This window comes from Massilia sp. HP4, assembly GCF_005222695.1.
Lineage (GTDB): Bacteria > Pseudomonadota > Gammaproteobacteria > Burkholderiales > Burkholderiaceae_D > Telluria.
The window spans coordinates 434178-448440 of the sequence record NZ_STGG01000041.1 but is presented as its reverse complement, the minus strand read 5'-3'; the positions used below and the strand labels follow the sequence as shown (position 1 = coordinate 448440).

The following is a 14263-nucleotide window of genomic DNA, read 5'->3' as shown; positions in this document are numbered from 1 at the left end:
CGGTTCGCCTAAACCTAGAAGAAAGAGATCATGGAAATCAAACGACTGCACGTAGGCAAACGACTGTCCGAAGTCGCCATTCACAACGAAACCATCTACCTGGCCGGCCAGATCGCCGAAGACACCAGCCAGGGCATCGAGGAACAGATGCGCGAAGTGCTGGGCCACGTCGACCGCCTGCTGGGCGAAGCCGGCAGCGACAAGACCTGCATCCTCTCCTGCCAGATCTTCATCTCGAGCATGGACAACTTCGCGGGCATGAACGCGGTCTGGGACGAATGGGTCGCCCAGGGCCACACCCCGCCGCGCGCGACCGTCGAGGCGAAGCTGGCCAACCCTGCCTGCCTGGTAGAGGTCTGCGTCGTCGCCGCCCTGCGTTAAGCCATGGTATCGACCGCCCTGCTGGGCGACGTCAACAGTGGCCTGGTCCAGGGGCTGAACCCGGAGGACTGTGTGCGCGTGCATGCGGCGCTCGACTACGCGGCCGCAGGCTACGGCGAGCGGCTGTCCGCCTCAGGCCAGGGCGCTTTCGAGTTTTCGCTGGGCGCGGCCGGCACGCTGGCCTACCTGAACACCGATGCCGAGACCCGCATCGCCGGCCTGCTGTTCGAGCTGGCGCTGATGGAGCCGTCCACGTTTGGGGGCATCGAGGAGCGTTTCGGCCCCGAGGTGGCGGCGCTGGTGCAGGGCGTGCACCAGCTGATCCGCCTGCGCGACCTGACCGCCGGCCAGGCGCCGGTGGGCAGCGGCAAGAACGCGGCCCAGCAGGCCGCGGCCCAGAACGAGACCCTGCGCAAGATGCTGCTGGCGATGGCCACCGACATGCGCGTGGTGCTGATGCGCCTGGCCTCGTGCGCCGCCACCTTGCGCTATTTCGCCGAACATAAACGCTTCGACGAAGTCACGCGCGCCTATGGCCGCGAGGTGCTGGACTTCTATGCGCCGCTGGCGAACCGCCTCGGTATCTGGCAACTGAAATGGGAGCTCGAAGACCTGGCCTTCCGCTTCATCGAACCGGACACCTATAAACGCATCGCCAGGATGCTCGAAGAAAAGCGCATGTCGCGCGAGAGCTTCGTGGCCTCGTCGATCGAGCGCCTGCAAAGCGAGCTGGCCGCGGCCGGCATCAAGGCCGACGTGTCGGGACGGCCCAAGCACATCTACAGCATCTGGAGCAAGATGCGCGGCAAGGAGCTCGATTTCACCGAGCTGTACGACGTGCGCGCCTTCCGCGTGATCGTGGCCGACATCAAGACCTGCTACACGGTGCTGGGCGTGATCCACAATATCTGGACCCCGGTGCCGAAGGAATTCGACGACTACATCTCGCGCCCCAAGCCGAACGGCTACCGCTCGCTGCACACGGTGGTGACGGCCGACGACGGACGTCCGCTCGAAGTGCAGATCCGCACGCAAGAGATGCACAACTTCGCCGAATACGGGATCGCCGCCCACTGGCGCTATAAAGAAGAAGGCGGATCGAACTTCAAGAGCCAGCAGTACGACGAGAAGATCGCCTGGCTGCGCCAGCTGCTGGCCTGGAAGACCGACGTCACCGATGCGGTGGCCGGCCAGGAAGACCTGCAGAAGGAATGGGTCGAGAAGCTCAAGGCCACCAGCCTGGACGACCGCATCTTCGTGCTCACGCCCCAGGCGCGGGTGCTGGAACTGCCGGTCGGCGCGACGCCGATCGATTTTGCGTACCACTTGCACAGCGATGTCGGCCACCGCTGCCGCGGCGCCAAGATCGACGGCACGATGGTGCCGCTGAACACCCAGCTCAAGAACGGCCAGACCTGCGAAATCATCACCGCCAAGGGCGGCAGCGCCGGCCAGGGGCCGTCACGCGACTGGCTCAGTCCGGGCTATGCGGCCAGCAGCCGCACCCGGTCCAAGATCCGCGCCTGGTTCCATGCGCTGGACCAGGCCGAGACCCTGGCCCAGGGCCGGGCCGCCGTCGAAAAATCGCTGCAACGCGAAGGCAAGACCGCGGTCAACCTCGAGCTTCTGGCCCAGAAGCTCGGCTTTGCCAAGGTGGACGAATTGTTCATCGAGGTCGGCAAGGACAAGTTCAGCCTGCGCCATGTCGAGGCGGCGCTGCACGAGGGCGCCGAGCCGGCGCCCGTCGAAGACGCGGCAGTGGTCAACAAGAGCCGCGCCTCGAGCGTGGAGCAGGGCGCCAAGTCGGGCGTGCTGGTGGTGGGCACCGATGGGCTGATGACGATGCTGGCCAAATGCTGCAAGCCGGCGCCGCCGGACCCGATCGTCGGCTTCGTCACGCGCGGCAAGGGCGTCTCGATCCACCGCCTCAGTTGCAAGAACTTCGCCGAGATGCAGGCCAAGTCGCCCGAGCGGGTGATCCATGTCGAATGGGGCACGGCCGGCTTCGAGACCGTCTATCCAGTCGACCTGTTCATCCTGGCGCAGGACCGCCAGGGGCTGCTGCGCGATATCTCCGAGGTGTTCTCGCGCGAGAAGATCAATGTGATCGGTGTGAACACGCAAAGCGCCAAGGGCCAGGCGCGCATGGTGTTCACGGCGGAGATCGGGTCGACGGCGCAGGCGCAGAAGGCGCTGGCGGCGATCATGGAAGTGTCGGGAGTGATGGAGGCGCGCAGGCAGTAGGTTTGGGTGCGGGCTTGGGTTTCGCCTTCGCGGAAACGACGTGTCTGGGAAGTGTCCGGAGACGTTAGACCACTACGCAGCTCCGGGGTCCACGGTAGCTTGACACTGTCTGGTTTGACATGCACTATTTGACGATAGGAGACAGTCCATGCCCCTGCTGCTGAACACCGATTCCGTGCCACCTCAGGAACGCCTGGCGTACTGGACCGACCTGATCTGCAACACGTACGTAGGGCTCGAGTGCGACGCACTTCAATGCGATCGATTCGCGGGGTCCATCGAAAGCCAGGGCATGCCGGGACTCGATCTTTCCGTGGTCGTTTCGGGCGCGCAGAAGGTCGTGCGCACGCCCCGGCAGATTGCCCGGGCCAACGACGACTATTTCCTTGTCAATATTCAGATGCAGGGCGCGGGAATCGTGCGCCAGGACGGCCGCGATGCGCTTTTGAACCCTGGCGACTTCACGCTGTACGACAGCACGCGCGTGTACGAGCTGCAGTTCGACGGCGACTTCCGGCAGATCGTGCTGAAGTTGCCTGGCGAGCAGCTACGCAGCGCTGTGCGGGATACGCAAAAGCTCACCGCAACAACGATTTCTGGATGTACAACGGCGGGACGCCTCATGATCAGTATGATCAAGACCCTCTGGAATGGCATCGGGACGCTCGAGCCGGTATCGGCAGTGTCGGTGGCAGGCGGGGTTCTCAACATCCTGGTGGCCGGGCTGCAGACTTTGCCCGCAAGTAAGTGTCGAAGCGTTTCCTCCTTGGCTAGCTACCATATCGCACGCATCAAGGGCGAATTCGATTCCAGCTTGCGCAATCCCGCGCTGTCGGTCAGCGATGTGGCACGCGACCTTGGGATGTCGGTTGGGCATATCCATCGGCTTTTCCGGCAAGAGGCCATTACACCGGCGCAATACATCCGGTCGCGCCGACTCGAGATGTGTAGTCGCGAGCTCCTGGATCCGCGCCGTGCCGGACACTCGATCAGCGAAGTCGCCTACAGCTGGGGATTCAACGATACTGCGCACTTCAGCCGTGTGTTCCGGAACCGGTTCGGCGTCCCGCCCCGCGAATGGCGACACCTCCGCGCGCCAATCTGATGACCGCACTGCGCAGCCTCGCCCGCGAATCCCCCCTTGTTATTTGGTACACTTATCCACAGCTGCAAGCTTCAAACGCAGCCCCCGCCCTGGGACAAAACCCAGTCAACAGGGTGGGGCGGTTTTCAATCAACGCCAACAGTCAGGCAAGCGGATCGCCTGTTTCGACCATCTCCCCCCACTGATCCATGGTAAGCAAGCCACCTACTGTGTCGGCTTTGTTTTGATCGCGCTTGGGCAGCACATCCTGAATTGCATCGATACGCTTCCAACCTGGAATTGGCTGCTCGCCGTTCGTCGTGTCGGGGACATATCGAGAGCCGTCAAGACGTTGCATTCGGGGGATATAGCGCGGGCAGTTGGTGATCAGGGCGGTGATATCCACTTTGACAGCGAACTGCGCGCCTGGCCAAAGACCCACAATCGCCGGATCGTCTGTTAGGTGAGCGTCGCCTTGCACACGCAGACGGCTCGGTGTGACGAAGTCCATGAACAACAGACCAACCTGCGAAGTCGACGCAATATTCCCCATCGAGAAGAACATGCCGTTGCCGTCGAAGCAGGGAAACAGGAGCGTTGTGTCATCCGGCATCCTGACGAACCCTTTCGCCCCTCCTTTGAAGCTGACCGTTGGCGACCCTTCTGGATCTACCGATGCCAGCCAAAACATCTCTGCCGCGGCAATGAATGCGCGATCATTTGGCGAAAGGCTGTCGTGAACGATTAATTGAAGCTCGGCGGCGGCGAGCGCCTCCGTATCGAAGCGCTGTTGAAGTTCAAGCGCCTTCTGGGTGTAAGCGAAGCTCGTCATTTCATGGCCCCTGTAAGTTGATGATCTCGGTGTTTATTATGGAAAATGACACGACAAACATCGGATCCGGGGCGGTTCGCCTCTGGCGCTCGCCTCGGATCGATGCGTCGCCGGCTTGCTACATTGGCTTGTCCGGGAATGGACTGGCTGCGCGCTCGACTTCATTCGCTTCGCCATCGGCGTCGCCATCCAGGAATTCAACCGGATGCAATCCCTTCCGGTTAACGATCATTCGCGTGGCGTCAGGGCGAGCGTAATGCCCTGCCGGGTCGGCGACAGCTTTTGAATAGGTAATGGCCTCCAGGTCGATATCCGCAACAACCAGCCCTTCTTCCGTTGGTTCTATATGCTCGGTCAGTTGACGCCCGTCTGGCCCAAATATGGCGGCGTAACCTCCCCCCACCTTCAACAGTTCTTGTCTCTCCGGCGTGTCGCAAAGCAGATCCACCATGGCGCTACTCACTGTTGCAACTGATGCGATGACGTAGCATTGCCCTTCCACGGCATAACTACGACTTTGCCCAAGATTGACTACCGGACCGAGAGCGTAGGCCATCTGTTCATACAGACAAAAGCTTGGCCAGGATGACACGTGCACCTGTTCATTTTGAGCGTACATGGCGTAGCGGTTCAATGGCTGCAAGTGCTCCCAGCAGCACAAAGCGCCGACATTTCCTATTTCTAGTTCGTTTACCGCAAGGTCGCTGCCCTGGCCCTCGCCGAACAGGGTGCGCTCGACATGGGTGGGCTTGAGTTTTCTTCTTGAGTGCACCAACCGTCCATCCGAGTTAATCGTGCATTGCGCGATGTACAGGCTACCGGTGGCGCCCATCTCGCTATAGCCCATGACCACGACGATATTATTTTTGCGCGCAGCATTCTTCAATCGCTCAAACTGTGGCGATCGTATCTGGAGCGAGTTGTCGACGTATTTTTTAAGAAAACGCATGCCCCATGCAGGGGAACCAAGCCAAAGCCACCAGGGATAGCCTGGCAACCAAGTTTCTGGAAATCCGATTAGCTTGCAACCTTGTTCAGCGGCCTTGGCAATCAGCATTTCCGCTTTTTCAATTCCGGCGTCGAGATCCAGGAACTCTGGTGCTGCCTGTACTGCCGCTACTTTGTACTGACTAAATGTTCGCTTCATTGTCTACTCCATGTTGTTATTACTGCCTTTTACTTCGTCAAGCATCGCCGGCAGCGTTGTCATTTTCATGATTACGCTGACGATGAAATGGCTTCCATACGCCGACGGCTCGTACCTTGAGGGGAAGATGAATACATAATGTCTAATTTTTGTGAAACAGTAAGACGCAAGCGAGATTAGAGTGGGAATACCGCCTTCAGCCAGAACGCCTTTCCCTGCGTGCGGTTGCGAACGCCGCTCTCGGACTGGTATTTCGCCGTGACGAACCAGCCCTCCTGGCTGGCGTATTTGAGCGACGGTCCGATGGCGACTGCACGGCCCTCGCTTCCCGGCACCGTCGCACCGTTCTGCTTGTCGATGCTCACTTGTTTGTAGAGGTAGCCACCCACGCCCACCGTGAGTCCATTACCGATACGCCAGCCGAGCGCGTAGTCGACGATGATCTCTTGGCCCGAGCGGTAATCCGTATCCTTGTTCTCGCCATTGAAAGTCCACATGAACTTGAGGTCGCCGTTGAATCCAGCCGGGTCGATGTAGCTGACACCCGCCAGCGGTTGCACCGCCCAGTAGTTACGTCCGATGTTGGCGAGGTCAGTCTTGCGATAGCTGCCCGTGGGTGCATAAATATCCACCGCCGCCAAGGTGTGCAGTTTCGGGCTGTGATGCCAGCCGAGGGCTGGGCCGAGGACAAGGTCTCCCGGCCCGGATTTGCGCTGACCCACCCCGGGGGCGACATGCACGTCGAGGTTGACCACTGGCAGAATCGCATGCATCGCCAAAGAGGCTCCCGCGACTTGCTGCGGCAATACCCATACCAGCCGCGACACGACCGTCCTGGCGCGTACCTTGAACGTGGGCGGCGTGACCACTTGCCCGGCATCGCCGCGAATACTGTCGGCTCGATAGTGCTGGCCGTATAACATGCCGTACAGGCCGGATGGCGGCAGGGCGCAGCACACGAAATTTTCGACCCCCGGCTGGTAGACGGAGCCGCCACCTTCTGTTGCATTTGCAGGCTGCGCTGCTGTCGAACCCAGGATGGCTGCAAGCGTCGCGCCGGACACAGTTCTGATGTTTTTTGCTTTTTTCACGAAGTCTCCTCTCTCTCTCTTGGTTAACCTGATGAATGGAATCGTTGTGGAATTCCGAACGGGTAGGAGATGGCTGATATTCCATCGTGTTGCGAATTCCGTCTTGTCCAGGATTGACACGCTTGTTGTCCAGGCTTCTCCCGACGGTACTGCCGACTTGGTGAAACTGAGAAGCGTCATGCCGTCCGTGTCCTGAAGAAGAACTTCCAATGAACGGCATCACGCGAACGCGTCCGCTTTTTCGTTATCACGATGTGGCATACTTCGATCGCTGCCGTGCAGACCACCCCGCCGACCAAGTATCATTCAGCCCATGCCGCGAACGATTCCTCCCATCGCCCAACCCAATCTGTGGCTCGCCTACCTGGCGCGCTACCTGCGCAGCTGGTGGTACATGATCCACCTGGGCGCGATCGCCGTCGTCACGGCGTTCTCGCCCTCCACCTGGCGCCGCGCCAGCTTCCATGCCACCGCGCGCCACATCCACGCCAGCACCTGGCAGGTGCTGCCCTGGTTCACCCTGGCCTCGGCCCTGGTCAGCCTGGTCATCATCCGCATCGTGCTGGTCACGGCAAAGAGCTACGGCTTGTCGGGCTTCGCGCTCGAGATGGTGGTGCGGGTGCTGGTGCTCGAACTCATTCCGCTGTCCGCGGCGCTGTTCGTGGCGCTGCGCGCCAGCATGGCCTTCGACGCCTCGGCCCTCGGCCTGGCGCGCACCAAGCTGTCGATCCGCGCCGCCAGCGACGAGGCCTTGCGCCGGGTGCGGCGCGACCTGGTGCCGCAGCTGATCGCGAACGCGGTCGCGGTGCTCTCGCTGGCGATGGTCACCTCGGCCGTCGTGCTGCTGCTGGCCTACCTGAACGTGTACGGCCTGTCGCCCTGGGGGATTCCCGACTACACGCGCACCGTGGGCCGCATCTTCGCGCCGGTGGTGACGGCCGGCTTCGTGCTCAAGACGGTGCTGTTCGGCTTGGCCGTGGCACTGATCCCGACCGCCGCCGTGCTCGAGCTGCAGCGCTATCCGCGCGCGCTGGCCACCTCCGTCCAGCCGGGCGCCCTGCGCCTGCTGTTCGTGCTGATCGTGATCGAGGCCGGTTCGCTGGCCCTGAAATACATCTGAACCCTGGAACGAGAACTTCATGCCGGACCTGACTCCTGATCCAATCATCCAAGACGAACCGACGAACGTCGAAGCCAAGGCGGTGATCCTGCTGGTGCTGCTGGGCCTGTTGATCGCCAGCTTTGTGCTGTACGTGATGTATGCGCGCGGCGTGTTCGAGCCGACCCAGCGCCTGACCCTGGTGGCCGAGGATTCGTCCGGCGTGATCCCCGGCATGGACATGACCTTCGCAGGCTTCCCGATCGGGCGCGTGCGGCAAGTCGACCTGGGCGACGACGGCAAGGTGCAGATCACGGTCGACGTCCAGAGCAAGGACGCCAAATGGCTGCGCGCATCGAGCGTGTTCACGCTGGAGTCGAGCATCGTCGGCGAGACCCGCTTGCGGGCCTACACCGGCGTGCTGACCGATGCGCCGCTGCCACCCGATTCGACCCGCACCGTGCTGCGCGGCGACGCCACCGCCGAGATTCCGCGCATCGTCGCCACCGCCCGCGCGCTGCTGGAAAACCTGGAAACCATGACCGCATCGGGCTCGGACGTGAATGCCAGCCTGGCCAACCTGTCGGCGGTGACCGGCCGCATGTCGGGCCGCTACGGCGTCCTGGGCGGCGCCCTGGGCGGCGACGAAGAGGCGCGCAAACTGATGGAGGCCCTGGACCGGGTCAACGCCATTCTCGCCAAGGCCGACCAGCGGGTGTTCGGCAAGGCCGGCGTGATGGACGACACGCAGGCCGCGATCCGCCAGCTGGACGTGGTGCTGCAGGACGCCAGCACCACGCTCAAGAAGGTCGACGCGGTGCTGGTCGAGGCCCAGGCGGTGGGCGCCAACACGCGCGCAGCCACCGAAGACCTGGGCGCCCTGCGCGGCGAGGTCGACGCCAGCCTGCGCAAGGTCAACCGCCTGGTCGAGGAAATCAACCGTAAATGGCCATTTGCCCGCAGCAGCCAGGAGATCAAGCTTCCATGAAGACCGTTTATGTGGTGATCGCGGCGCTGCTGGCCGGCTGCGCCAGCAAACCATTGCCGCCGGACTGGCAGGCCAATGCCAAGGGGGCGCTCGACGCTTCGGTCGACGATTACCTGAAGGGGCACACGGCCGCTTCCGCCGCCGAATTTCGCGGGGCGCGCGCCGAGACGGCGGCCACCGGGCGGCTCGATCACGTCGCCCAGGTCGAGCTGGTGCGCTGCGCGGCGCAGGCGGCCAGCCTGGTGTTCGAGGATTGCCCGGGGTACGCGGCGCTGGCGGCGGACGCCACGCCGGCCCAGCGCGCCTACGCCGCCTACCTGGCGGGGCAGTGGGATGGCCTGGACGTGGCGCTGCTGCCCGAGCAGCATCGCGCCGTGGTCGCGGGCGGCGCGCTGGACAAGATCGAAGACCCGCTGTCGCGCATGGTCGCGGCCGGGGCGCTGTTCAAGGCTGGGCGCATGACGCCGGACGGAATCGCGCTTGCGGTCGATACGGCCTCGAACCAGGGCTGGCGGCGGCCATTGCTGGCCTGGCTCGGGGTGCAGGAGGAGCGCGCCAAGTTGTCCGGCGACACGGCGGCGGCGGAGCAGATCCGGCGCCGGATGGCGCTCGTAACCGGACCATGAGGAAAGGAAAAGCTTGAGCACCATCCTGAACGTCACACTTGAGCCGGTCACGATCGATAATTTCGAGACGCTGCTCGAAATGGCGCTGCCGCCGGAACAGGATCGCTGGATCGCCAATAACGCCTGTTCGATCGCGCAGGCGAGCTTCTATGCAGATTGGCGCACGCGCGCCATCTACCACGACGGCGAACCGGCCGGCTTCCTGCTGTACGACATCGCCTCGCGCGACGAGGAGGGTCATTACGGCATCTACCGCTTCATGGTGGATCATGCGAAGCAGGGCCGCGGGATCGGGCGCCGCGCCTTGCAGCTGCTGCTCGAGGAACTGCGCGCCCAGCCGGATGCGCAGCGCATCACGATCTGCTACAAGCCCGAGAACGTCGCGGCGCGCGCGCTCTATCTGTCCTGCGGCTTCGTCGAGGTGGGCGTGGACGAGCTGGGCGAAATGATCGCCGAGATCAGGATTGCCTTATTCCTCGACCTTGCTACGTAGCGCCCACGGCAAGGTGTTATGAATGGACGTCGCCGCAATCGCCGCCTGGCCGGCCGCCACGGCGATCTGGTTCAAGCCGCGCGTGACGTCGCCGATGGCGAACAAGCCCGGCACCGAGGTGCGGCAATGGTCGTCCACCAGCAGCTTGTCGCATTCGACGGTCTCGGCGCCGAGCGCCGCCGCCAATCCCGAACGGGCTGACTCACCCAGCATCGGATAGAACACGTCGCATGCGTACTCCTGGCCGTCGCGCGTGTGCAGCACCGGCCGCAGGTCGTCGGTCAGGGTGACGCCCAGCAGGGGAGACGTGATGTGGTGCACGTTCGCCGCTCCCAGCTTGCGCCGCTCCTCGTCATTGACTGCGGATTCGTCGGCCCGCTCGAACAGCCACACGTCGGCGCTGAAGCTGCGCATGAACAGCGCGTGGCCGACCGGATTGACTTCAGAGGTCGCGACCGCGATGCGCTTGTCGATCACGTCGAAGCCGTCGCACACCGGGCACAGGCGCACGGCGCCGGCCGCCACGGCTTCTTCCCAGCGCTCGACCGGCATCCCGGCATCGGCCACGCCGGTTGCCAGCAGCACGGTATGCGCGCGCAAGACCGTCAGGTCGCCCTCGGGGCTGCAGCAATCGGCCACGAACAGGCCATCCTCGATGCGCAGGTCGACGACTTCGCCCGGGATCACGTGCCCGCCATAATTGCCGAGCTGGCAGCGCAGCTGTTCCAGCAGCAGCTTGCCATTGATCCCGTCGGGAAAGCCGGGATAGTTGTGCGAGACGGGGATCCAGCCCAGCCGGCTATTGCCCTTGTCGACCAGGGCGACGTTGCGGGTGAAGCGTTGCAGGTAGATGGCGGCGGTCAGCCCGCCAGGGCCGCCACCGACGACCAGCGTGTCGAAGACATTCGATGTGAGTTCCATGCCCCAATTATCGCGGGCCGCGCACGGCGGGGCTATCGGCGCGCGCCTGCATGCCGGGTCGGCATCGGCTTACACAGGTTGGCTCAGAGTGACTTGCCTCCCGCCGCCTCTGGCTGCAGGGTCACGTGATCGATCCCATGGCGTTCGCGCAGCATGGCGCGCACGGCCTCGAGCACCGGCGGCCACTCTTCCAGGCTGCGGATCTCGATGTGGCCGATCAGGGCGGGGTGGCCGGGCGACATATCCCATACATGCATATCGTGCACGGCCAGGACGCCGTCGACGGCGGCCATGTCGGCGCCGACCTGCACGTAGTCGATCGCATGCGGCACGCCCTCCATCAGGAAGTGGTAGGACTCGCGCAGGATGCCGCTGGTCGAGCGCAGGATCAATAGCGCCACGAAGATCGACAGGATCGGGTCGGCCTGGACCCAGCCGGTGACATAGATGATGGCGCCGGAAGCGATCGCCGCCAGCGAGCCGAGCAGGTCGCCCATGACATTGACCAGGGCGGCGCGGGTATTGATGCTGTCGTTATTGCGCGAAAGAATCCAGGCCACCAGCAGGTTGATCGAGGCGCCCAGCGCCGCGACCACCAGCACGATGCCGCCTTGCACGTGCTCCGGATGGAGCAGGCGCTGGATCGCTTCGTAGCCGATCCATGCCACCAGCCCCAGCATCGCCAGGCAGTTGACGAAGGCGGCCAGCGCCTCGGCGCGCACGAAGCCGAAGGAATGGCGGGCCGATGGCGGCCGCTTGGCGATCAGCTGGGCCAGCAGGGCCAGGCCGAGGGCGGCGGCGTCGGTGACCATGTGGCCGGCGTCCGAGATCAGCGCCAGCGAGTTGGAAATGAAGCCGGTGATGACCTCGACCACGGCGAACAACAGGGTCAGGCCGAGGGCCACCGCCAGCGCCTTCTGGCTGCGCGCTTCGATCGAATGCGAATGGCGCGCGTCGCCGTCCAGGTGCGCGTGCAGGTGGGAAGGGTCGAGCGGCTTGTAATTCATCGTGTTCACGGTAAACATAAGTGCAATGCCGAAGTGTAAAGCATCCGGCACGAGAGAGCAGTGGGCGGGCCCTACGGCAACTATTTCCGTGCGAGGGTTGCGGTTCCGTCACGCGGTCCCTATAATGGCGGCATCGGGCGGTTAGTTCAGCTGGTTAGAATACTTGGTCGACATCCAAGGGGTCGCAGATTCGAATTCTGCACCGCCCACCAGTACATAGGTAAGAGCGAGAAAGGCACTCACGGTTATGACACCGCGAACTACAACCTGGTTGTGGGGGAATCGCTAGACGCGAAGGGGTGTGCTTTTGCTCAACACAACGAAAAACGCGGCTAGTGCCGCGTTTTTTTTCGTCTTTTAAATCTTTATTGTCTTTTTGTTTATTTTCACCGGCGCGAGCGCCAATGGAGAGCAGCATGCTGAACGTTCGACTTCCCGATGGCTCCAGCCGTCAATTCGACGGCCCCGTGACGGTGGCCCAGGTAGCGCAGAGTATTGCCCCGAGCCTGGCCAAGGCGGCCCTGGCCGGCAAGGTCAATGGCAAGGTGGTCGATACCTCGCATCTGATCGAGAGCGATGCGGACCTGGCGATCGTGACCGACCGCGACCCCGAAGGCCTGGACGTGATCCGTCACTCGGCCGCCCACTTGCTCGCCTATGCGGTCAAGGAATTGTTCCCGGAAGCCCAGGTCACCATCGGCCCGGTCATCGAGAATGGTTTCTACTATGACTTCTCGTACAAGCGCCCGTTCACCCCGGACGACCTGGCCGCGATCGAAAAGAAAATGACCGAGCTGGCCAAGAAGGACGAGCCGGTCACCCGCAAGGTACTGCCGCGCGACGAAGCCGTGGAATACTTCAAGTCGATCGGCGAAGCGTACAAGGCAGAGATCATCGCCTCGATCCCGGCCAATGAAGACGTCTCGCTGTACAGCGAAGGCAAATTCACCGACCTGTGCCGCGGCCCGCACGTGCCGTCGACCGGCAAGATCAAGGTCTTCAAGCTGATGAAGCTGGCCGGCGCCTACTGGCGCGGCGACTCGAAGAACGAGATGCTGCAGCGTGTCTACGGCACTGCCTGGACCAAGAAAGAAGATCAGGAGCAATACCTGCACATGCTGGAAGAAGCCGAGAAGCGCGATCACCGCAAACTCGGCAAGCAACTCGACCTGTTCCACTTCCAGGAGGAAGCGCCGGGCCTGGTGTTCTGGCATCCGAAGGGCTGGACCGTCTGGCAGCAGGTGGAGCAGTATATGCGCCACAAGTACCAGGTCGCCGGCTACAGCGAAGTCAAGGCGCCGCAGATCCTGGATCGCACCCTGTGGGAAAAGACCGGTCACTGGGAAAACTACCGTGACAATATGTTCACGACCGAATCGGAAAACCGTTCGTATGCGCTGAAACCGATGAACTGCCCGGGCCACGTGCAGATCTATAACTCGGGCATGCGTTCCTACCGCGAGCTGCCACTGCGCTTCGGCGAATTCGGCCAGTGCCACCGCAACGAGCCTTCCGGCGCGCTGCACGGCCTGATGCGCGTGCGCGGCTTCACCCAGGACGATGGCCACATCTTCTGTACCGAAGAGCAGGTCGAGCGCGAAGTGACGCAGTTCCACGCCCAGGCGATGGGCGTGTACGACGATTTCGGCTTCACCAATATCGACGTCAAGCTGGCCCTGCGTCCGGATAGCCGTATCGGTTCCGACGACGTCTGGGACCAGGCCGAGGAGTCGCTGCGTTCGGCGCTGCGCGCCTGCGGCGTGGAGTGGACCGAGCTGCCGGGCGAGGGCGCCTTCTATGGCCCGAAGATCGAGTACCACCTGAAGGATAGCCTCGGCCGTCCATGGCAGGTGGGCACGGTGCAGGTCGACTTCTCGATGCCGGGCCGCCTCGGTTCCGAATATGTCGCAGAAGACAATACCCGCAAAGTGCCGGTGATGCTGCACCGTGCGATCGTGGGCTCGATGGAGCGCTTCATCGGCATCCTGATCGAGAACTACGCCGGCGCACTGCCCCTTTGGCTTGCGCCAGTGCAAGTTGCAGTCTTGAATATTTCGGATGCACAGGCCGATTACGTCAAGCAGGTAGAGGCAAAGCTGCGCGCTGCGGGCCTGCGCGTTCACGCTGATTTGCGGAACGAGAAGATCACCTATAAAATACGCGAACATTCCGTCCAAAAGCTGCCTTATATCCTCGTTGTTGGGGATAAGGAAAAGGACGCGAACACAGTGGCTGTGCGAGCCCGCGGCAATGTCGATCTGGGTGTGATGCCCGTCGATGCGCTCGTGGAGCGTCTGGTTGGTGAAGTTGCCGCCAAGACGAAATAATCCCGGCCAATACCAATACATTC

Annotated in this window: 13 protein-coding genes and 1 tRNA gene; 9 read left to right on the top strand and 5 right to left on the bottom strand. The window is 62.7% G+C overall.

Annotated elements, in window-relative coordinates:
• The first annotated feature begins 30 nt into the window (after positions 1-30).
• The 3 genes from E8M83_RS15940 to E8M83_RS15930 all read left to right on the top strand — a co-directional run bounded on the left by E8M83_RS15940 (position 31) and on the right by E8M83_RS15930 (position 3730).
• A complete protein-coding gene (locus tag E8M83_RS15940) occupies positions 31-381 on the top strand; it encodes a RidA family protein (RefSeq protein WP_137174299.1) in 351 nt (116 codons plus the stop codon).
• Between the two features lie 3 nt (positions 382-384).
• Positions 385-2625, top strand: a complete 2241-nt coding sequence (locus E8M83_RS15935) for a bifunctional (p)ppGpp synthetase/guanosine-3',5'-bis(diphosphate) 3'-pyrophosphohydrolase (protein ID WP_137174298.1) — start codon at positions 385-387, stop codon at positions 2623-2625.
• 148 nt (positions 2626-2773) lie between these two features.
• Positions 2774-3730 (top strand): helix-turn-helix domain-containing protein, encoded by a 957-nt coding sequence (locus E8M83_RS15930; protein WP_137174297.1) that lies wholly within the window; start codon positions 2774-2776, stop codon positions 3728-3730.
• A 142-nt stretch (positions 3731-3872) separates the two neighbouring features.
• On the opposite strand, the gene E8M83_RS15925 is transcribed toward E8M83_RS15930, so the two are convergent.
• From E8M83_RS15925 to E8M83_RS15915, 3 genes are all read right to left on the bottom strand, one after another.
• Positions 3873-4541, bottom strand: coding sequence for a pyridoxamine 5'-phosphate oxidase family protein (locus E8M83_RS15925; RefSeq protein ID WP_137174296.1), 669 nt, complete (start codon positions 4539-4541; stop codon positions 3873-3875).
• Positions 4542-4659: 118 nt separating this feature from the next.
• Entirely contained in the window at positions 4660-5688 is a 1029-nt protein-coding gene (locus E8M83_RS15920) for a carbon-nitrogen hydrolase family protein (RefSeq protein ID WP_137174295.1), read from the bottom strand.
• A gap of 176 nt (positions 5689-5864) precedes the next feature.
• On the bottom strand, positions 5865-6779 hold the full coding sequence (locus E8M83_RS15915; protein ID WP_229491553.1) for a transporter: 915 nt from the start codon (positions 6777-6779) through the stop codon (positions 5865-5867).
• Between the two features lie 313 nt (positions 6780-7092).
• Here E8M83_RS15915 and E8M83_RS15910 point away from each other — a divergent pair, with 313 nt between their 5' ends.
• The 4 genes from E8M83_RS15910 to E8M83_RS15895 are packed head-to-tail and all read left to right on the top strand — an operon-like array spanning position 7093 to position 9985.
• Complete coding sequence (locus E8M83_RS15910; protein WP_137174293.1) at positions 7093-7899, top strand: ABC transporter permease; 807 nt, start codon at positions 7093-7095, stop codon at positions 7897-7899.
• A 19-nt stretch (positions 7900-7918) separates the two neighbouring features.
• Positions 7919-8866, top strand: coding sequence for an MlaD family protein (locus tag E8M83_RS15905; RefSeq protein WP_137174292.1), 948 nt, complete (start codon positions 7919-7921; stop codon positions 8864-8866).
• On the top strand, positions 8863-9492 hold the full coding sequence (locus E8M83_RS15900) for a hypothetical protein (protein WP_137174291.1): 630 nt from the start codon (positions 8863-8865) through the stop codon (positions 9490-9492). The genes E8M83_RS15905 and E8M83_RS15900 overlap by 4 nt, the downstream gene beginning before the upstream one ends.
• Positions 9493-9505: 13 nt before the next feature.
• The gene (locus E8M83_RS15895; protein ID WP_137174290.1) at positions 9506-9985 is read left to right on the top strand and encodes a GNAT family N-acetyltransferase; all 480 of its coding nucleotides are present in this window, start codon (positions 9506-9508) and stop codon (positions 9983-9985) included.
• On the opposite strand, the gene E8M83_RS15890 is transcribed toward E8M83_RS15895, so the two are convergent.
• Positions 9962-10906, bottom strand: coding sequence for an NAD(P)/FAD-dependent oxidoreductase (locus E8M83_RS15890; RefSeq protein WP_137174289.1), 945 nt, complete (start codon positions 10904-10906; stop codon positions 9962-9964). The two genes, E8M83_RS15895 and E8M83_RS15890, sit on opposite strands and share 24 nt — an antisense overlap.
• Positions 10907-10989: 83 nt before the next feature.
• Positions 10990-11913 (bottom strand): cation diffusion facilitator family transporter, encoded by a 924-nt coding sequence (locus tag E8M83_RS15885; protein ID WP_137174382.1) that lies wholly within the window; start codon positions 11911-11913, stop codon positions 10990-10992.
• A 135-nt stretch (positions 11914-12048) separates the two neighbouring features.
• Between E8M83_RS15885 and E8M83_RS15880 the strand changes: the two genes are divergently transcribed.
• Both E8M83_RS15880 and thrS read left to right on the top strand, forming a co-directional pair.
• Positions 12049-12125: transfer RNA gene (locus E8M83_RS15880), tRNA-Val, on the top strand.
• A 204-nt stretch (positions 12126-12329) separates the two neighbouring features.
• Positions 12330-14240: a threonine--tRNA ligase gene (gene thrS / locus E8M83_RS15875; RefSeq protein WP_137174288.1), complete on the top strand. Its 1911-nt coding sequence runs from the start codon at positions 12330-12332 to the stop codon at positions 14238-14240.
• Positions 14241-14263 lie beyond the last annotated feature (23 nt).